Below are 18527 nucleotides of genomic sequence, written 5' to 3'. Positions count from 1 at the left end.
TATGGAAGAAAATACCTCAAAAATAGCTGTCGGTCTTGATATTGGAACCACAAAAATAACGGTCATTGTAGGTCGTAAAAATGAACATGGCAAAATCGAAATCCTCGGCATGGGAAATGCTCCATCGACAGGAGTCATGCGTGGTATAGTTGCCAATATAGACAAAACCACCCAGTCCATTAATAAAGCATTAGATGAGGCGATAACTTCTTCAGGCTTACAAGTGAAAAATGTTAATGTAGGGATAGCAGGTCAACATATCAAAAGTTTACAGCATAGAGGGCAATTGGTCAGAGAGAATCTTGAAACTGAAATCAATGATGCTGATATTGATAAATTGATGCAAAACATGTACAAACTAGTGATGGTTCCAGGTGAAGAAATCATCCATGTTATTCCACAAGAATATATAGTAGATAAGCAAGATAATTTCCCAGACCCTAGAGGTATGGTAGGGGTGCAGCTCGAAGCCAATTTTCATATTATAACTGGTCAAACAGCTGCCATCTCAAATATTAAGAAATGTGTTAATAATGCAAGTCTTGCTATGACCGGCTTAACATTAGAGCCACTAGCTTCGGCAACATCTGTTTTGGATCATCAAGAAATAGAAGCAGGAGTTGCACTAGTAGATATTGGAGGAGGAACTACTGATGTAGCTATATTTAAAGACGGTATAATAAGACACACTGCTGTTATCCCATTTGGAGGTAACATCATTACTCAAGATATTAAAGAAGGATGTTCAATTTTAGAGAATCAGGCAGAACTCTTAAAAATAAAATTTGGCTCTGCCTTGGCAAGTCAAAACAAAGAAAATGAAATTGTTTCTATTCCTGGATTAAGAGGTAGAGATCCTAAAGAAATATCATTAAAAAACCTAGCAAATATTATACAAGCTAGGGTAGAAGAAATAATAGAATTGGTACACCATGAGATTAAAAACTCTGGGTACGAAAGTAAACTCATTACAGGAATAGTACTTACAGGTGGTGGTAGCCAACTGAAGCACATTGGTCAACTCGTGGAGTTTCATACGGGTATTGAATGTAGGATAGGTTATCCTAACGAACATATATCATCGACTTCACCTGTCGATGTTAGTAGCCCGATGTATGCCACAGGAGTAGGACTAGTAATGAAATTTTTAGAAGAAGAAAATGGCGATGAGTTGAGTGCAGCCCAAAAGGGTAGTGCATCAAATGCAGGTTTGGGAGATTTTTTCAAAAAAATGCTCGACAAAATCGACAAATATTTAACAAATGACGAATAAACTGAACTATTAATAATTAACAATTAAAACAATGACAAACGAAAGCGTATTAGCATTCGATTTACCCAAAAATCAATCTTCCGTTATTAAGGTAATTGGAGTTGGTGGTGGTGGAAGTAATGCTGTAAACTACATGTATGAAAATGGTATCGATGGCGTGGACTTTGCGGTTTGTAATACTGATTTACAAGCTTTAGAAGCTAGCCCGATAACTACAAAAATTCAAATTGGAGCCGAAATAACCGAAGGACTTGGCGCAGGCGCTAATCCTGAAGTAGGTAGACAAGCTGCAGAAGAAAGTATCGACCGTATTGATGAACTGCTGGAAAGCAATACAAAGATGCTATTCATTACTGCTGGTATGGGCGGTGGAACAGGTACTGGTGCTGCACCAGTTATTGCTCGAGCTGCTAGAGAAAAAGGAATATTAACAGTGGGCGTTGTTACCGTTCCGTTTTGGACTGAAGGTGGCTACAGAAAAGAGTATGCTGAAAAAGGTTTAGAAGAATTAAGAGAGCAAGTTGACACTCTTTTAGTTATCAATAATGACCGACTTATTGAAGTATATGGCGACCTTACTTTAAGCCAAGCCTTTGCTAAAGCTAACGAAGTATTAAATACAGCTACTAAAGGGATTGCTGAAGTTATCTCTCAAACATTAATGGTTAATATTGACCTTAATGATGCTAAAAGAGTACTTCAAAACAGTGGTAGTGCCGTTATGGGCCAAGCCTATGCATCGGGAGAAAATCGTGCTATTGAGGCAATTGAAGCAGCTTTAGATTCCCCATTATTACATGATAATAACATTAAGGGAGCACAACAAGTTCTTTTGAAAATAGTCACAGGTTCTGGTGAGAAAGAGATTCGTATGACCGAACTATTTAGTATTAAGAAACACATTCAAGATGTTGCTGGTTCAGATGTCAATATTATTGAAGGTATTGGTGTTGAAGATGGGCTAAATGATGAAATTAGTGTTACTGTAATTGCTACAGGTTTCAAGGTCAACAAAAATATAGGACCTGCTAAGCCAATTACGCCTAAAGTCTATAATTTAGATAAAGACGATCAAGCGACAGAAGAAGAGGTTGTTCCTCAAGATACTGTTAAACAAGAGCCTCAAGAGTCTATAACTCAAGACACATTTGAATCTATTTTTGACGATAATTCTCAAGTTACCAGTGAAGAGCCTCAGGCTACTTTAAATTTTGACTTAGAAGAAGAATCACCAGTGTTAAATTTTACCCTTGAAGAAGAAGGTACAGAGGAAAGTCCTATTGATTTTCCTTTAGCGACTGAAAACCTACAAGTAGAAGAAAGTGTTATGGCTACTAATGAAGTCGAAGAAAGCGATAACAACGATGAAGTTGTTGTTCATAATCTTGAGATGGAGGAAGAAGCCCCTGAAGATGTTATTTCTGACTTGAAAGATGAAGTTGAAAAAGAGGAATTTACTCAAATCAACCATGGTATTTCTGCTGAGCAGATGGCGTTGAGAAGTCGTCAGCGTATGGAAAGGCTAAGAGAGATTACAGTAAAACTCCGTACTCCATCTGGCTTAACAGATTTAGAGAGTCAGCCTGCATATAAAAGAAGAGAGATTGAGTTAGATGATGTCGCTCACTCTTCAGAGTCTGATAACTCATCTTATGTTTTAGGAGAAGATGATGACAAAAATGTAGGTCTAAAACCCAATAATTTTTTACACGATAACGTTGACTAACTTATGGATATCAATAAATTAATCAAAGAAGCCATGTTGGCTAAAGACTCAGTTAAGCTATCGTCATTAAGAGCAATAAAATCTGCTTTTTTGGTGGCGCAAACTGAAAAAGGTGCTGGTGATTTAGATGATGCTGCCAAGCAGAAAATCATACAGAAACAAGTCAAGCAGCGAAAAGATGCAGCCGCTATCTATATCCAGCAAAATCGTCAAGATTTAGCTGATGATGAGATGGCACAAGTTGCAGTCCTTGAAGAATTTCTTCCTGAGCAGTTAAGTGAAGATAAAATTCGAGAAGTCGTGACTACAGTAATTGCCCAAGTGGGTGCTAGTAGTATGGCTGATATGGGTAAAGTCATGGGTGCCGCCAACCAGCAGTTGGCAGGTAAGGCCGATGGCAAACTCATTGCCCAAGTGGTAAAATCTTTATTGTCATAGTTAAGTTTTAGTTCAGTTGAAAGCCTCAGCCTATGGTTGGGGCTTTTTTTATTAAATTAGCTGAAGTATAAACTTAAAATCTAGAAAGCATGAAAAAATCGTTTGCATTTATTTTACTTCTTTTCTTTGTTTCACAATTTTCCTATTCAACAACATTATCCAATGTTTTAGTGCTAGACAATGACTCTATTTATGAGCAGTTTGATGTAGCTCCAGAATTTGAAGGTGGAATAGAAGGACTAATGAAGTTTGTCAAAGAGAACATAACATATCCGGAAGAAGCTAAGGCTAAAGAAGAAACAGCTAGACTCTTTGTTGAATTTGTAGTCGATAAATCAGGTCAAGTAAGAGATCCTCAATTTAAAAGAAAAGACAAAAAATACTTTGAACGTGAAGTGCTTCGTGTAATTTCTAAAATGCCCAATTGGAAGCCTGGCTTAAAAAATGGTGAAAAAGTAAATGGTAAAGTTGTCTTACCTATAACTTTTAAGCTATAAGTTTTTCCATTCCCAGCTTTCGATAATTCTATAAATATCCTCTTTCACGAAATTGCTAATTGGTGTGATAGAGTCGTTTTGAGCAGAATTAAAGTATAAAGCGCCTCTAACAAAGTGATTTAAGCTATCGGTAAGATAAAACTGCATCGGTGTAGCGGTATTTCCTTGAAATGTATAAACCATTCCATATACATTTAAAGAGTCTTTCAAGAAAACCTGTTCGCTTATGGCCTCTGCTATTTGAGCATGCTTATAGGCCAGAGATCGACTATCTTCAGTATATTCATTAAGGTCATTATTGAGTGTTTTATAACTCATATGAACCTTGCCATTAAAATCTTTAAATTCCAAATCAAACCAACAGTTGTTGTTTTTGTACTTAAAAATCACTTCACTGTAGTTTGGTTGTTGAAATACGAATGGACAATCACTGTCAAATTGTGTGCTACCCTTTTGAGGTAAGTCTATTCTAGAATATCCCCATGGTTTTGGGGTGTAGCTATCTCCACAAGCCCAACACAACATAAGTGTCAAAAACAAATACTTAGTGTTCATTTATGGTGATTTTTACTCGTTTAACTCTTGTTTTGTCAACAGACTCTACTGTAAATAAATAGTGCTCATAATTTAATTCCTCGCCATTTTCAGGAATGTTTCCTTTCATCTCAAGAATTAGCCCTGCTAAGGTATCTGATTCCCCTTTGATATCATCAAAAAAGTCGATTTCACCATCAATTGTTTTTAATACATCATTGAGAGAGGTCTTCCCTTCGAAGATATAGTTTGAGTTATCCAATTTCGAAAACTGAATGCCATCATCATCAAATTCATCGTTAATGTCACCAACAATCTCTTCTATTATGTCTTCAAGAGTAACAACGCCAGATGTTCCGCCATATTCATCAACCACAATTGCAAGATGAATTTTCTTTTCCTGAAACTCTCGCATTAAATCGTCAATCATTTTTCCTTCTGGAACAAAAAAGGGTGTTCTTATTAAATTACTCCAATTAAAGTCTTCGTGATTTAGAAAAGGCAGAAGATCTTTGATATATAAAACTCCAATAACCGTATCAAAATTCTCTTTATAAACAGGAATTCTCGAATATCCACTTGAGATTACTACTTTTTTAACCTCTTCAAAAGTTGTGCTTTGATTTAGTGCGGTAACATCTACTCGAGATTTCATTATTTCTTTGACTTGAATATTACCGAATTCTACAATACTTCTCAAAATTCTTTTTTCTTCTTCTTTGGTGTCATTCTCTCCAGCTAAGTCTAGTGCTGAAGATAAGTCGTCGACAGAAATTTGATAGCCTTTAGCGTTGAAACGTTTTTCAATAATTGATGTTGATGAAACTAGCAATTGACTCAAAGGTTTGAATAGTGCGCTTAGTATTGTAAGCGGTCCGCTCATTCTTTTGGCAAATGTTAGTGTTTTTTGATTGGCATATACTTTTGGGATAACCTCTCCAAGAAGCAATAAAGCAAATGTGACTACAACAACTTGAATAATAAAGCCAAGAATAGGGTATTGATTGTAGTCTAATAAGCTATCAGTCATATAGGTCGATAATATGATAATAGCTACGTTGATGAAGTTGTTGGAAATTAGTATAGTTGCCAAAAGATGATTTGGCTTATGTAACATCTTTTTGATTTGTGCTTCGCTAGTACTATCTTTTTCATCTTCCCACTTAGAGGCATCTAATGAAAAAAACGCAACTTCAGAGCCAGATATCATTGCTGAGCAAAACAACAAGAAAAGCATAGAAATACTTGCTAAAAACAAGTTAAGGTCTATACCATTACTAACTATATCTTGAATTATTAATATCGTTTGCTGAGGGTCTTCGTCCAAAGGTCGAGGGTTAAGTTAAACTAAAATGGTAAGTCATCACCTGACTCTTGAATTGGAGCTGTAGAGCTAGAGCTTTCGTTAGTAGTGCTTTCAACATTGTCTGACTTTTTGCCTAACATTTCTAAACTATCGCAAATAACTTCAGTGGTATAGCGTGTAACACCATCTTTATCTTCCCAAGAACGTGTTCTTAGCTTACCTTCTATGTAAACACTATTGCCTTTTTTGAGGTAAGGCTCAACAACTTTAGCAGCCAATCCGCCTCGAGTAACAATAGTATGCCATTCGGTTTGCGTAATTTTTTCGTTGGTGTCTTTTTTGGTATATGTTTCAGAGGTCGCTAGAGGAAACCTAGCTAGCGATCCCCCATTTTCGAAGTGTCTTAACTCAGGATCTTTGCCTAAATTTCCAATTAAGATTACCTTGTTTATACTAGCCATTTTTTTATGTTTTTAAGTGTTTGATTATGCTCAAATATAGATTAATTATTGTAGCTATCAAATTTTAGATTGAAGAAATTTATCCATTAATCTCGATACTGCAAATTTCTCAATATCTTCTATTTTAATTTCCTTACACTTAGTAATTGGTAGTTTATTATTGCAATTGATTTGCCAGAACCGTGCAAAAATAATGCGATGGCTTAGCACATGTTTGAATTCACTAACCGAGATAATATTAGTGTCTATGTCCTGTGTCCATAACTCAAACTGTGGATGTATTAAAACATCTTCATGTTTCATTTCTTTATCGGATATAATTAAAGGAAATTCATAAAGGTTTTGCCAAATACCTTTGGATGTCCTTTTGCTTATAAGTGTTTTAGTATCTTTTTTAAAAAAGAAATAGTCGAAATAAACGGTTTTGACTTTAACTTTGCCTTGCTTTACAGGTAAAAGGTGTATTGTTGATTCTGAGTAAGCAACACATTTTGATTGTAATGGACAATTTTCGCAATTAGGATTTTTAGGTTTGCACATCTGTGATCCAAACTCCATTATGGACTGATTGAACGTGTCTGGATTATCTTTTGTAATTAAGGTTTGGGCTAATTCTGTAAAGTGCTTTTTACCTTTTGAAGTGTTTATGGGAATATCAATACCATAAAAACGAGATAGAAGCCGAAATACATTGCCGTCAACAACAGCATAAGGGAGTTTATAGGCAAATGAAGCAATAGCAGCAGCTGTATATTCGCCTACCCCTTTTAGAGATATGATATCTTTATAATTATTGGGAAAATATCCTTTTTCATGGATTTGTTTAGCTGCAAAATGAAGATTTCTAGCCCTAGAATAATAGCCTAATCCTTGCCATAATTTTAAAACTTGCTCTTCATCAGCATTTGCTAGTTTAGAAACTGTCGGGAAAGTTGCTATAAATTTTTGGTAGTAAGGTAATCCTTGTTTGACTTGAGTTTGTTGTAAAATAATTTCAGAAAGCCATATTTTGTAAGGGTTTCTAGTTTTTCTCCACGGCAAATCCCTTTTGCAATTTTTATACCAATTGATAATATTTGAAGAAAAATATCCCATAAAGTCGTAAAATCTAGTGAGTTATAGTGTTAAATTATGTCCGTTTTAAATAAAAGTAAGTATATTTGCACGCTAAATTAAGATAATTAAACATCTTTTTAAATCTAATGGATTATGACAAAGTTAGAGATCGTTAACTCTATTTCTGATAAGATTGGTGTCGAGAGAGTCGATGTACAAGCGGTTGTTGAAGCATTTATGCACGAAGTTAAGAGTTCTTTGTCTAATGGAGAAGATGTGTTTTTAAGAGGGTTTGGTTCGTTTATTGTTAAACAAAGAGCACAAAAAACAGGTAGAGATATTTCTAAAAATACAACAATTATCATACCTGCTCACAATGTACCAGCATTTAAGCCTTCTAAAGAATTTGTAAATAAAGTGAAGACAAATGTTCAGATAGGATAATAATCTGAACAATAAAGAAATTTAAAATATTTAAAACTCAACGTTATGCCAAACGGTAAAAAAAGAAAAAGACATAAGATGGCTACTCATAAACGTAAAAAGCGTTTAAGAAAAAATAGACACAAGAAAAAATAGTATTTAAACACTATTTTTAATATCAATTTGAAACCATCACTCCCTAGATGGTTTCGTATGCCTTTATTATTTTGAAATATGAATTGCTAGTAGACTCTAGACCCAATGAGGTCGTGATTGCCTTGTTGAAAGACAAGAAGTTAATAGAGCTACACAAAGAACCTGTAGGAACAAAGTTTTCCGTTGGTGATGTTTTCTTGGCAAAAGTCAAGAAGATAATCACTGGATTGAATGCTACTTTCGTAGACGTAGGCTATGAAAGAGATGGGTTCCTTCATTACCTAGATTTAGGTGTTAAATTCAAAACATTTCAAAAATTTACACAAAGAAACCTTGGCGGTAAGCTAAATACGGCTTCCCTAAAGAATTTCAAACTTGAAGAAGAAATTGATAAATCCGGTTCTATAACTGATGTTTTACAATCTGGAAATCAAATACTAGTTCAAGTTGCTAAAGAGCCCATCTCCACAAAAGGCCCACGATTAACGACCGAGATTACCATTGCAGGTAGATATATGGTCTTAGTTCCTTTTTCTAACAAAGTTTCTGTTTCTCAAAAAATAGAATCTAATGAAGAGAAGAAAAGGTTAAAAAAATTGGTTCAAAGTATTAAACCACCTGGCTTTGGTGTTATTATACGAACCGTAGCAGATGGTAAAAAAGTTGCTGACTTGGATGCAGATATAAAATATTTATATAAAAAATGGCAAACCTTATTTAAGCAAACCAAAAAAGGAAATCCTCCTTTTAAAGTACTAGGTGAACTTGGCAGAACAGCTTCATTACTTCGAGATGTACTCAATGATGATTTTACAAGTATTCTTGTAAATGATGAAAAGTTACACAATGAGATTAAAGAATATATCTCTACTATAGCACCGTCACAAGAAAAAATAGTCCATCATTACAAAGGAAACATTCCTCTCTTTCAGAAATTTCAAATAGAAAGACAAATTAAATCTTCATTTGGAAAATCTGTAACCATGCGTAAAAGCACATATTTGGTTATTGAACATACCGAAGCTATGCATGTAATTGATGTCAATAGTGGTAAAAGAGTTAACTCAAAACAAGATCAAGAGGCTAATGCCTTAGAAGTTAATTTAATCGCAGCAGAAGAAGTTGCTAGACAACTTCGATTACGTGATATGGGCGGAATAATTGTTGTCGATTTTATTGATATGTACAATGGCGAGAACAGAAAAAAACTCTTCACAGCTTTAAAAGAGTTTATGTCTGATGATAAGGCCAAACATCATATTTTACCCCCTTCTCGTTTTGGACTTATCGAAATTACTAGACAGCGAGTGCGCCCTGAATTAAACATTGAGACTAAAGAAGGTTGTCCTGCTTGTAAAGGCACTGGAAAAATCGAGGCCAGTATTTTGTTAATTGATGAGATTGAACAGAAATTAGCTAAGGCGAGTAATAAGAGTAATGATATTGTTATTAAAACTCATCCTTTTGTCGCTAGTTATATCAATAAAGGATGGTTTAACAATCAACGACGCACCTGGGCCAAAGAATTTGGATGCAAACTTGTGGTTGAAGAAGACACAACCTATCATATGTTACAATACCGTTTTCTTACAAAGGATAGAAAAGTTATTACTACCTAGGTATTTATACTTTTCAGTTCACTTAATTTTTTACGATTTTTTATAAGAGGGATTAGTGCAATGCACAAAAACACAGCTCCTATTAAATATCCATATCTAATATTGTCGGCTGTATTAAAATAGGGTAGTGATAAGCTACCAATCAAGAGCGTTCGAATTAATATGCTTACCGAATTAAAAACACTCCCTGTCCTTCCTATTATATCATTTGACACCTTTTCGAAAAGAAAGGTAATTCTTAGAATTCGTGTTCCAGCGTTACTAATACCAATCAGTAAGCTAACAGCAAAAAACATAGCTACACTCTTTGTATAGGTTAGTAGTAAACAACCTATAATGGTGGCAATCATAAGGATAAGGATATTTGTAACGATATTATCTTTCAACATGATTTTTCTAATCCCAAAGCCAGCCATTAGTGCACCAAGTGAATAATATACTTCAGACGATGCAAAGACATCGCCACCTTCTTTTAAATAATTACTCACATAAGAAGGAACTAGAACAAACATTTCAACAATTAGAAAAGTAAAAATAGCATAGGAGCAAATTCCAAAAATAAAGATTAAAGAATTTTCTTTAAGAAAAGAAAACCCCTTAAATAATCGCCTAAACATATTGCCTTGGTCAATGTTATTTTTTACTAAAGGCTTGTATTTTATGAATAAAATAATGAGAAATGCTAAAATATAAGTGAAGGCATCCATTAAAAATATTTCATGTATTTCCCATGCTTCAATACTGAATGGAATCGGAATTTTAAGCCCTAGAATATTAAGAGTCCCTTTATCAGTTCCTGTAAGTAGTATGGCAGCAAAACCTCCTGCAAGGATACTTGTCGATTGTCCTTGTATTTCTATGTAAGCATTAAGTTTTGCATAATTTTTGGGTTCTGTTATCTCTTGTCCAAAGGCATAAAGGTTTGGATAATGAATATTATAATGAAACATCGTTGTGCCAAAAACAGCCATTGCTAAAATCCAAGGTGTTTCACCAGCACTTATGCCGTATAAGGCAATACTGCCGATAATAAATGCACATGCTAAGTTAGAATACAAAAACATTTTCTTTCGGGAATATTTATCAATTAGAGTTCCTGAGTAGAGTCCCCAAAATAGACTTAAAAATGTGAGTAATGCATATGCTTTTGCATAGGTGCCACCCATGTCAAGTATGCCAGCAAAATACCAAGGAATAGCAATCATACTAATGCCTTGAGCAAAACCTGAAACGATGTTGGCTATAAATAATAAGCCTATTGCCTTTTTATTTTTCATTGGGTACAAAAATACTACCTTTGAAAGGATGAACGATAAAATATACGATCTAAAAATAATCAAAGAGCGCATTCGGCATTATTGCGCTATTATGGATCGTTGTCAATATCAGGTAGTTACTAAGTTGAAATCGTATGGTGTTAGTGATGGATTAGTAGACGATATACTCGTTGAGCTTATTCAGCATAAATACGTTGATGAAGAACGATTTGCCCGTTCTTTTTGCAGTGGAAAATTTAAAATTAAAAGATGGGGAAGAAAAAAAATTGCTTTTGAACTATCTAAGCTGAAAGTATCTAAAAGCTGTGTTACTCTCGGAATGACAGAAATTGATGATGTGGATTATAATAATACAATAACACAACTTGCAAATAAAAAATTGAGCTTATTGAAAGATAAAAACCCTTTTGTTAGAAAAAAGAAGGTGGTAGATTATCTGTTAAGAAAAGGCTACGAATCAGATCTTGTTTGGTCGTGCGTTCACAAACTTTAAAACACTAAATTTGTCCTAATGGTTACAACGGAGCAGATAGAAGATATCAAGAAAAGATTAGCTGATTTATATGGCTTTTTATCTATTGAAGATAAAAAAAACTACGTTGAGGCTGAGGAGCTTAAAACGCAAGATCCAAACTTTTGGGATGATCCAAAGTCAGCAGAAATTCACTTAAAAAACATAAACAAACAAAAGGTTTGGGTTGTCGCTTTTGACGAATTACAATCTTTGGTTGATGACTTTAGTGTATTGTTTGACTTTTTTCAGGAGGGAGAAATAGAAGAAGACGAAATAGATTCTAGTTATAAATCAGTAATTCAAAAAGTTGCTGATCTAGAATTTAAAAATATGCTTAGCGGCGAAGAAGATAATCTGTCAGCTGTTATGACTATAAACCCTGGCGCAGGAGGTACAGAAAGTCAAGATTGGGCTGAAATGTTAATGCGTATGTACATCATGTGGGGTGAAAAAAATAAATTTAAAGTTAAAGAATTGGATTTTCAAGCTGGGGATGCGGCAGGTATAAAATCAGTTACCTTACAGTTTGACGGAGATTTTGCTTTTGGAAATTTAAAAGGAGAAAATGGTGTTCACCGATTAGTACGTATATCACCTTTTGATTCTAATGCTAAACGCCACACTTCTTTCACATCTGTTTTTGTATATCCTTTAGCGGATGACTCAATAGAAATAGAAATTAACCCTGCTGATATCAGCTGGGACACCTTTAGAGCCGGTGGTGCTGGAGGTCAAGGCGTAAATAAAATAGAAACTGCTGTAAGGCTAAAACACGCCCCAACAGGAATTATTATTACCAATTCTGAAACTCGTTCTCAGTTGGAGAATAAAGAAAAAGCTATGCAACTACTTAAATCGCAGTTGTATGAAATTGAGTTAAGAAAAAGGCAATCTGAAAAAGATAAAATAGAAGGAAATAAGAAGAAAATAGAATGGGGTTCTCAAATAAGAAACTATGTTTTACATCCGTATAAAATGGTTAAGGATTTAAGGACAGAACATGAAACATCAAACACACAGGCTGTATTGGATGGAGAAATTAATGACTTCATCAAAGCTTATTTAATGGAGTTTGGACAAAAATAAAATTATGGAAGTAACAATTTATCATAATCCAAGGTGTAGGAAAAGTAGAGAAGCTTTAGCCCTCTTAGAAGAAAAAAAATGCGATATTAAAATAGTAGAATATTTAAAAGATACCCTTTCTTTGGATTCGCTGTCTTCTTTGATTGATGAATTACAGATTCAACCTATAGAATTGGTTCGACGTAATGAGGCTATTTGGAAAGAAGAATTTAAGAATAGAGAGTTAAGCGATAAAGAAATAATAAAAGCAATGGTCGAAAATCCAAAACTGATTGAAAGACCAATTGTTAAAAGTAAAAAAGGTGTTGTTATAGGAAGACCTTTGGAAAAGGTAATGGAGGTGATTTAGACTATTCTAAATCTTCAACCAAATCACGGTTTTTGTAAGATTCGATAAACCATGCGCCAATCCAATACGGTAAAAAACTAATAATAAAGGTTAACAACCAAAATGCCATACCAGCAATAACTAAAAAGAGGACAAAACCTATAAACATATCTTTATAATTTGAATTAACTTTGTGCAAAAGTAAGTGTTAATATTCTAATAAAAAAATCATGAGCTATAGAATTGAGAAAGATACAATGGGCGAGGTAAAAGTACCTTCAGAAAAATATTGGGGTGCCCAGACAGAACGTTCTAGAAACAATTTTAAAATTGGTCAATCAGCAACCATGCCACTAGAGGTAGTATATGGTTTTGCCTATTTAAAAAAGGCCGCAGCTCATACTAACTGTGAACTTGGTGTTCTTTCTGCAGAAAAGAGAGATTTGATATCAGCCGTTTGTGATGAAATCTTGGATGGTAAGCACGATAATGAGTTTCCTTTAGTGATTTGGCAAACTGGTTCAGGTACACAATCTAATATGAATACTAATGAGGTAATTGCTAATAGAGCTCATGTATTGAATGGTGGTAGCCTTGATGATGATAACAAAATCATTCACCCCAATGATGATGTCAATAAATCACAGTCTTCTAATGATACCTATCCAACAGGTATGCATATTGCTGCCTATAAAATGATTGTTGAAACTACAATTCCTGGAGTCAAAATGTTGAGAGATACATTGGATAAAAAGTCCAATCAATTTATGAATGTTGTGAAAATCGGTAGAACCCATTTAATGGACGCAACGCCATTGACTTTGGGGCAAGAGTTTTCGGGATATGTTTCTCAGCTTGACCACGGACTTAAGGCTTTAGAAAATACATTAAGTCATCTTTCAGAATTGGCACTTGGTGGTACTGCTGTTGGAACGGGAATTAATACACCTGACGGATATGCCGACTTAGTAGCTGAAAAGATTGCGGAGTTTACGCAATTACCTTTTGTTTCTGCTGAAAATAAATTTGAAGCTTTAGCAGCTCATGATGCTATTGTTGAATCTCATGCTGCATTAAAACAGCTGGCCATATCTCTAAATAAAATAGCTAATGATATTCGCCTTTTAGCTTCGGGACCTAGAAGTGGAATTGGTGAAATCATAATTCCATCTAACGAGCCAGGTTCATCTATTATGCCTGGAAAGGTAAACCCTACCCAATGTGAAGCCCTAACTATGGTTTGTGCCCAAGTTATGGGTAATGACGTAGCAATTGGAGTAGGAGGTATGCAAGGACATTATGAATTGAATGTGTTTAAACCTATGATGGCGGCTAATATCTTACAATCAGCACGTCTAATCGGAGATGCTTGCGTGTCTTTCACTACTAATTGTGCCGATGGTATTGAGCCTAATCACGATAACTTAAAGAAGAACTTGGATAATTCATTGATGTTAGTCACGGCATTAAACCCAAAAATAGGCTATGAGAAAGCCGCAAAAATTGCCAAGACAGCTCATCAAAATGGAACGACTCTTAAAGAAGAATCTATCAACTTAGGGTATCTTACGTCAGAAGAGTTTGACGAATGGGTACGCCCTGAAGATATGTGTGGTAGTTTAAAAAAATAGTTTAAACGTAATCTTCGCCTTTATCTCGCTTTATATCACTAACAAATTGCTTGATTTGTTGTTCATCTTCTTTTTTACAAATCAGTAAAGTGTTTTTGTTGTCTATGATAATATAGTCTTCTAGCCCTTGAACTACCACTACTTTTTCATTAGGGGCATTAATAATATTGTTTTTAGAATCATAAAGCATAACATTATCACCAATAACTCCATTTTGATTATCGTCAAGTTGTAAATGACCGTATAAAGATCCCCATGTTCCCAAATCACTCCATCCAAAATCAGATGGGTAAACAAAAACATTATCTGCTTTTTCCATTAAGCCGTAGTCAATAGAAATATTCTTACATCCTGGGAAAATTCGGTTAATAAACTCCACTTCTTCGTCAGTGTTATAATAGTCGTTACCATCTTCAAATCTATCGTACAAATCTCGCAAATGCTTTCGTAAGCCAAGGGTAACCGCTTTAGCACTCCAAATAAAAATACCTGAATTCCATAAAAAGTCACCACTTTCTAAAAACTGATTAGCGAGTTCTAAGTTTGGTTTCTCCGTAAAGGTTTTAACAGTATTTATGCTATTATGTAGATCCGATTTTCCTTCATTGAATTGGATATATCCGTATCCTGTATCAGGTCTTGAAGGTTTTATGCCTAAGGTGAGAAGCACCTCATTGTTAGTGCAAACTTCAAAGCAGTCAGAAATAATTCTTGTAAACTCATCTTCATTACTTATAAGGTGGTCTGATGGAGCAACAATAATATTTGCGTTAGGGTTCTTTTTATTTATTTTGAATGATGCATAAGCAATACATGGTGCCGTATTTCTCATGGTGGGCTCACACAAAATATTATCTTCTAACATATCGCCTAATTGTTCTAAGCAAAGCTTTTTGTATTTGGCATTTGTAACAACCAAAATATTCTCAGCAGGACATGATTTAGCTAAACGTCTAAACGTTTGTTGAATAAGTGTTTCTCCTGTACCTAAAATATCTAAAAACTGCTTAGGGTAAGTACTTCTGCTCATAGGCCAAAACCTTGAGCCTATACCTCCTGCCATTATTACGGCATAATTATTATTGTTCATAACACGAATGTAGTTGAATACCAAAAGTACAAAATCATATGCGCACTTCTGCTAATGGGTTAAAAAGATATATTTTGTTGTTGTTTAAAGATTTACACTGAAATCGAGTTTTTATTTTTTTTTCCTTTAAATATTTTTTGCCATTAGGAGTAAAGAAAATACTCCCATTTGGAATATCTGAGATTGTGAGCGTTGGCTGACTATCATATTTTCTTAATGCTTTTACAAGCATATAATCTGAACTGCTCGATGCTTTTGGGTTTTTTAAATGAATGGCCAAAGATTGTTGAATTTCAATAGGAAAAAGAGGTATGAAGCCAAGCATTAATTTTTTAAATTCATTTTTCCACTCTTTGCCATGTGGGGAGACTCTTGAGGAATATTTTTCAGTAACCACCATATGCGCTATTTCATGTGTTAATATGATTAGAAATGAATAGGGGTTCAAATCTTCATTTATTGAAATGTAGTGCTTGTTTTTGTGATAACGATAATCTCCTAATTTAGTGGTTCTTCTTTTTTTTATTGTTAGTGTACAATTGTATTCTTCCAACCATTCAGAAATCTTATCAATAGATTTTGAGGGTATATAGTGTTTTAAATACTCCATTAGCTAAGTAGTTGATAAGCTACAAAACTAGCTAAATAAGCTAGGGCACTCATATATATAAATTGAATGACTGGCCATTTCCATCCATTAGTTTCTCTGAAAACTATTGCTAAAGTACTCATGCATTGCATGGCAAAGGCATAAAAAAGCATTAATGAAAGAGCTACAGCAGGGGTGAAAAATGCCTCTCCTGTTTTTGGATTTTTGTGCGACATTAATTTTTCACGTATTGATTTTGTGTTATCCGCATCACCTACACTATATATAGTAGACATCGTGCCAACAAAAACCTCTCTAGCAGCAAATGAGGTTATTAGAGAAATCCCTATTCTCCAATCAAAGCCTAATGGTGCAATAGCTGGTTCTATGCTTTTGCCAATAATACCTGCATATGAAGATTCTAACTTTTCACTGGCAATCATAACCTCTGCATTTTCTGTATTTTTATATTTATTTTCTATTTCTTCGAATGTTGAACTTGGTCCGAAAGACGATAATGCCCACAATACAATAGAAATGGCAATTATAATTTTACCAGCATCTATGAGGAATACCTTAACTTTTTCAATGATAGTATATATAACTGTTTTCCAATCGGGTGTTTTATAGGTAGGCATCTCCATCACAAAATAACTGCGTTCTTTGGAGTTTACGATGTACTTCATTATCCATGCTATTGATATTGCAGCGACAAAGCCAATCAGATAAAACCCCATCATTGTTAGCCCTTGTAAGTTGAAGATGAACCATTTTTGGTCTGCGGGTATCATCATTGAAATAAGAAGGGTGTAGACAGGTAGCCTAGCCGCACAACTCATTAATGGAACGACCATAATAGTTATGATTCTTTCTTTCCAATTAGGTATGGTTCGTGCAGACATAACTGCTGGAATAGCACAAGCAGCACCACTCAATAAAGGTATTATTGACCGACCACTAAGTCCAAAGCCTCTCAATATTTTATCTGTTATAAAGCTTACCCTAGACATATAGCCTGTATCTTCAAGAATAGCAATGAAGGCAAATAGAAAGGCAATTTGAGGTACAAATATGATTATCCCTCCTAATCCAGCAATTATTCCATCTACAATCAAGCTGTTTAATGCTCCTTCAGGCAAGGTGTTTGCAGTAAACTGTGATAATTGTGAAATAGCACCGTCGATTAGCTCCATAGGGTATTCTGACCAAGAAAATACGGCTTGAAAAATTAAGAAGAGGACACTTAAAAAGATGATAAACCCATAAACAGGATGAGTTAAGATATTATCTAATTTATGGGTTAGGCTATTATTTCGGCTATTTTCTGGATATTCAACACACTCATCAAGTAGCTTGTCAATAGCTTTGTATCGCCTAACTGTTTCTGTAGCTTGTAATCGTTTGGCTATAAATTTGTGCTTATTTACGATATGGTTTAGCTTATCCTTTTCATCTTTAGAGAAATCTGTGATGGTTTTGTAATTACAAGCAATTTGGAAGGCGTTGTAATCACTAGCTTTATCAAGTTTTTGTTGTATGTCTGTGATAAGTTCAGGGCAAAGGTTTTTGATGTCAACAAAGCTTTTTTTAGTTTCCCTTTTTTTAACATTGAGTATAGCTTGCTTTAAATTACCTATACCTATTTGTTTTCTGGCATTAATTGCCACAACACTGACTCCTAGCTGTTTTTCCAGCGATTGCAAATCAATTTTAACACCGTCGGATTCAATCAAATCCATCATATTTAGTGCAAGAATACAGGGAGTCTTTAAATCGATAACCTGAGTGGCTAAACATAACGAACGTTTTAGATTTGATGCATCAACAATAATGATATTTACATCTGGATGGTGTTCATTTTTAGGGTCGCAAAGGACTTGAAAGCTGATGCTTTCGTCCATAGACTTAGGGTATAAGCTGTAAGTTCCTGGCAAATCAATAAACTCAGTATCTACTTTATTTTTACTAGCAAGTTGAGAAATTTGACAAGCGCCGACTTTTTTGTCGACAGTTATACCTGGAAAATTACCTACTTTTTGATTTAAGCCAGTAAGGGCATTAAATAAAGTAGTTTTTCCACTATTAGGATTACCTATTAAGGCTACGGTGATTTTTTTAGAGTTTGTCAATAATTATGGTATTTCATTAACAAAAATAGTTTCTGCTTCGGCTTTTCTCATACTCAAAACATAGCCTGAAATAGAGATTGCTATGGGGTCGCCAAGTGGAGCTTTGCGCTCAACATGAATTTTTTCACCTGGCAAACATCCCATTTCCATTAACTTTAACGCTAATTCTTTATCAGAAAAAGAGTCGATTACTGCCTTGGTGCCAAGCTTTAACTCACTTAGATTTTTCATGCCACTAAATTACTTATTTAGAATTAATCTAAAAAGTAATTATCCATGTTTTTCAATAGCTGATTTTGACTTAGAGAAAGAGGGACAATCGCAATCTTTTTTTAGAATACTACAAGATGATAAGCAAAAAATGACTGAAATGAATACAGAGATATAGATTAAA

General features: G+C 34.5%; 20 protein-coding genes. 10 read left to right on the top strand and 10 right to left on the bottom strand.

Going from position 1 to position 18527, the window contains the following annotated elements; genetic code table 11:
- Position 1 precedes the first annotated feature (1 nt).
- The 4 genes from ftsA to P8I29_04855 all read left to right on the top strand — a co-directional run bounded on the left by ftsA (position 2) and on the right by P8I29_04855 (position 3934).
- A complete protein-coding gene (gene ftsA / locus P8I29_04870) occupies positions 2-1273 on the top strand; it encodes a cell division protein FtsA (protein MDG1917134.1) in 1272 nt (423 codons plus the stop codon).
- Positions 1274-1304: 31 nt separating this feature from the next.
- Complete coding sequence (gene ftsZ / locus P8I29_04865; GenBank protein MDG1917133.1) at positions 1305-2999, top strand: cell division protein FtsZ; 1695 nt, start codon at positions 1305-1307, stop codon at positions 2997-2999.
- Between the two features lie 3 nt (positions 3000-3002).
- Positions 3003-3437 carry a GatB/YqeY domain-containing protein gene (locus tag P8I29_04860; GenBank protein ID MDG1917132.1) on the top strand — a complete coding sequence of 145 codons (435 nt, stop codon included), beginning with the start codon at positions 3003-3005 and terminating at the stop codon, positions 3435-3437.
- A gap of 89 nt (positions 3438-3526) precedes the next feature.
- Positions 3527-3934, top strand: coding sequence for an energy transducer TonB (locus P8I29_04855; GenBank protein ID MDG1917131.1), 408 nt, complete (start codon positions 3527-3529; stop codon positions 3932-3934).
- Here P8I29_04855 and P8I29_04850 read toward each other — a convergent pair.
- From P8I29_04850 to mutY, 4 genes are read right to left on the bottom strand one after another with little or no spacing between them, the layout of a single operon-like run.
- A complete protein-coding gene (locus P8I29_04850) occupies positions 3929-4489 on the bottom strand; it encodes a hypothetical protein (GenBank protein ID MDG1917130.1) in 561 nt (186 codons plus the stop codon). The genes P8I29_04855 and P8I29_04850 overlap by 6 nt on opposite strands.
- Positions 4479-5795 (bottom strand): gliding motility-associated protein GldE, encoded by a 1317-nt coding sequence (gene gldE / locus P8I29_04845; protein ID MDG1917129.1) that lies wholly within the window; start codon positions 5793-5795, stop codon positions 4479-4481. The genes P8I29_04850 and gldE overlap by 11 nt, the downstream gene beginning before the upstream one ends.
- Positions 5796-5815: 20 nt before the next feature.
- A complete protein-coding gene (gene ssb / locus P8I29_04840) occupies positions 5816-6235 on the bottom strand; it encodes a single-stranded DNA-binding protein (GenBank protein MDG1917128.1) in 420 nt (139 codons plus the stop codon).
- A 57-nt stretch (positions 6236-6292) separates the two neighbouring features.
- A complete protein-coding gene (mutY, locus tag P8I29_04835) occupies positions 6293-7330 on the bottom strand; it encodes an A/G-specific adenine glycosylase (GenBank protein ID MDG1917127.1) in 1038 nt (345 codons plus the stop codon).
- Between the two features lie 114 nt (positions 7331-7444).
- Here mutY and P8I29_04830 point away from each other — a divergent pair, with 114 nt between their 5' ends.
- Together P8I29_04830 and P8I29_04825 are read left to right on the top strand one after the other, a co-directional pair.
- Complete coding sequence (locus P8I29_04830) at positions 7445-7735, top strand: integration host factor subunit beta (protein MDG1917126.1); 291 nt, start codon at positions 7445-7447, stop codon at positions 7733-7735.
- Between the two features lie 206 nt (positions 7736-7941).
- Positions 7942-9489 carry an Rne/Rng family ribonuclease gene (locus P8I29_04825; GenBank protein ID MDG1917125.1) on the top strand — a complete coding sequence of 516 codons (1548 nt, stop codon included), beginning with the start codon at positions 7942-7944 and terminating at the stop codon, positions 9487-9489.
- Here P8I29_04825 and P8I29_04820 read toward each other — a convergent pair.
- Positions 9486-10766 (bottom strand): MFS transporter, encoded by a 1281-nt coding sequence (locus P8I29_04820; GenBank protein MDG1917124.1) that lies wholly within the window; start codon positions 10764-10766, stop codon positions 9486-9488. The two genes, P8I29_04825 and P8I29_04820, sit on opposite strands and share 4 nt — an antisense overlap.
- Positions 10767-10794: 28 nt before the next feature.
- On the opposite strand from P8I29_04820, the gene P8I29_04815 reads away from it, so the two are divergent.
- Genes P8I29_04815 through arsC form a run of 3 tightly spaced genes read left to right on the top strand, consistent with a single transcriptional unit; the run spans position 10795 to position 12715 of the window.
- On the top strand, positions 10795-11259 hold the full coding sequence (locus P8I29_04815) for a regulatory protein RecX (protein ID MDG1917123.1): 465 nt from the start codon (positions 10795-10797) through the stop codon (positions 11257-11259).
- 18 nt (positions 11260-11277) lie between these two features.
- Positions 11278-12366: a peptide chain release factor 2 gene (gene prfB, locus P8I29_04810; GenBank protein ID MDG1917122.1), complete on the top strand. Its 1089-nt coding sequence runs from the start codon at positions 11278-11280 to the stop codon at positions 12364-12366.
- A gap of 4 nt (positions 12367-12370) precedes the next feature.
- The gene (gene arsC / locus P8I29_04805) at positions 12371-12715 is read left to right on the top strand and encodes an arsenate reductase (glutaredoxin) (protein ID MDG1917121.1); all 345 of its coding nucleotides are present in this window, start codon (positions 12371-12373) and stop codon (positions 12713-12715) included.
- Position 12716: 1 nt separating this feature from the next.
- On the opposite strand, the gene P8I29_04800 is transcribed toward arsC, so the two are convergent.
- Complete coding sequence (locus P8I29_04800; GenBank protein ID MDG1917120.1) at positions 12717-12863, bottom strand: hypothetical protein; 147 nt, start codon at positions 12861-12863, stop codon at positions 12717-12719.
- Positions 12864-12924: 61 nt separating this feature from the next.
- On the opposite strand from P8I29_04800, the gene fumC reads away from it, so the two are divergent.
- Positions 12925-14325 (top strand): class II fumarate hydratase, encoded by a 1401-nt coding sequence (gene fumC / locus P8I29_04795; GenBank protein MDG1917119.1) that lies wholly within the window; start codon positions 12925-12927, stop codon positions 14323-14325.
- Position 14326: 1 nt separating this feature from the next.
- Here the strand turns inward: fumC and P8I29_04790 are convergent, their stop codons facing one another.
- The 4 genes from P8I29_04790 to P8I29_04775 are packed head-to-tail and all read right to left on the bottom strand — an operon-like array spanning position 14327 to position 18364.
- Positions 14327-15415 (bottom strand): mannose-1-phosphate guanylyltransferase, encoded by a 1089-nt coding sequence (locus P8I29_04790; protein MDG1917118.1) that lies wholly within the window; start codon positions 15413-15415, stop codon positions 14327-14329.
- Between the two features lie 34 nt (positions 15416-15449).
- The gene (locus P8I29_04785) at positions 15450-16025 is read right to left on the bottom strand and encodes a SprT-like domain-containing protein (protein ID MDG1917117.1); all 576 of its coding nucleotides are present in this window, start codon (positions 16023-16025) and stop codon (positions 15450-15452) included.
- Positions 16025-18133, bottom strand: coding sequence for a ferrous iron transport protein B (feoB, locus tag P8I29_04780; protein ID MDG1917116.1), 2109 nt, complete (start codon positions 18131-18133; stop codon positions 16025-16027). The genes P8I29_04785 and feoB overlap by 1 nt, the downstream gene beginning before the upstream one ends.
- 3 nt (positions 18134-18136) lie before the next feature.
- Positions 18137-18364 (bottom strand): FeoA family protein, encoded by a 228-nt coding sequence (locus tag P8I29_04775; protein MDG1917115.1) that lies wholly within the window; start codon positions 18362-18364, stop codon positions 18137-18139.
- Positions 18365-18527 lie beyond the last annotated feature (163 nt).

This window comes from Flavobacteriales bacterium, assembly GCA_029248105.1.
Lineage (GTDB): Bacteria > Bacteroidota > Bacteroidia > Flavobacteriales > UBA7312 > UBA8444.
Note: the sequence above shows the minus strand (reverse complement) of the source record. Positions and strands in the feature narration are given on the sequence as shown.

Bases quoted from the DNA above. Each gene is read 5' to 3' on its own strand.
- P8I29_04820 (MDG1917124.1), bottom strand. From the start codon at position 10,766: ATGAAAAATAAAAAGGCAATAGGCTTATTATTTATAGCCAACATCGTT.
- P8I29_04785 (MDG1917117.1), bottom strand. From the start codon at position 16,025: ATGGAGTATTTAAAACACTATATACCCTCAAAATCTATTGATAAGATT.
- P8I29_04790 (MDG1917118.1), bottom strand. From the start codon at position 15,415: ATGAACAATAATAATTATGCCGTAATAATGGCAGGAGGTATAGGCTCA.
- P8I29_04830 (MDG1917126.1), top strand. From the start codon at position 7,445: ATGACAAAGTTAGAGATCGTTAACTCTATTTCTGATAAGATTGGTGTC.
- arsC (MDG1917121.1), top strand. From the start codon at position 12,371: ATGGAAGTAACAATTTATCATAATCCAAGGTGTAGGAAAAGTAGAGAA.
- P8I29_04855 (MDG1917131.1), top strand. From the start codon at position 3,527: ATGAAAAAATCGTTTGCATTTATTTTACTTCTTTTCTTTGTTTCACAA.
- P8I29_04850 (MDG1917130.1), bottom strand. From the start codon at position 4,489: ATGAACACTAAGTATTTGTTTTTGACACTTATGTTGTGTTGGGCTTGT.
- ssb (MDG1917128.1), bottom strand. From the start codon at position 6,235: ATGGCTAGTATAAACAAGGTAATCTTAATTGGAAATTTAGGCAAAGAT.
- P8I29_04860 (MDG1917132.1), top strand. From the start codon at position 3,003: ATGGATATCAATAAATTAATCAAAGAAGCCATGTTGGCTAAAGACTCA.
- ftsA (MDG1917134.1), top strand. From the start codon at position 2: ATGGAAGAAAATACCTCAAAAATAGCTGTCGGTCTTGATATTGGAACC.
- fumC (MDG1917119.1), top strand. From the start codon at position 12,925: ATGAGCTATAGAATTGAGAAAGATACAATGGGCGAGGTAAAAGTACCT.
- P8I29_04775 (MDG1917115.1), bottom strand. From the start codon at position 18,364: ATGAAAAATCTAAGTGAGTTAAAGCTTGGCACCAAGGCAGTAATCGAC.
- P8I29_04800 (MDG1917120.1), bottom strand. From the start codon at position 12,863: ATGTTTATAGGTTTTGTCCTCTTTTTAGTTATTGCTGGTATGGCATTT.
- mutY (MDG1917127.1), bottom strand. From the start codon at position 7,330: ATGGGATATTTTTCTTCAAATATTATCAATTGGTATAAAAATTGCAAA.
- P8I29_04815 (MDG1917123.1), top strand. From the start codon at position 10,795: ATGAACGATAAAATATACGATCTAAAAATAATCAAAGAGCGCATTCGG.
- prfB (MDG1917122.1), top strand. From the start codon at position 11,278: ATGGTTACAACGGAGCAGATAGAAGATATCAAGAAAAGATTAGCTGAT.
- ftsZ (MDG1917133.1), top strand. From the start codon at position 1,305: ATGACAAACGAAAGCGTATTAGCATTCGATTTACCCAAAAATCAATCT.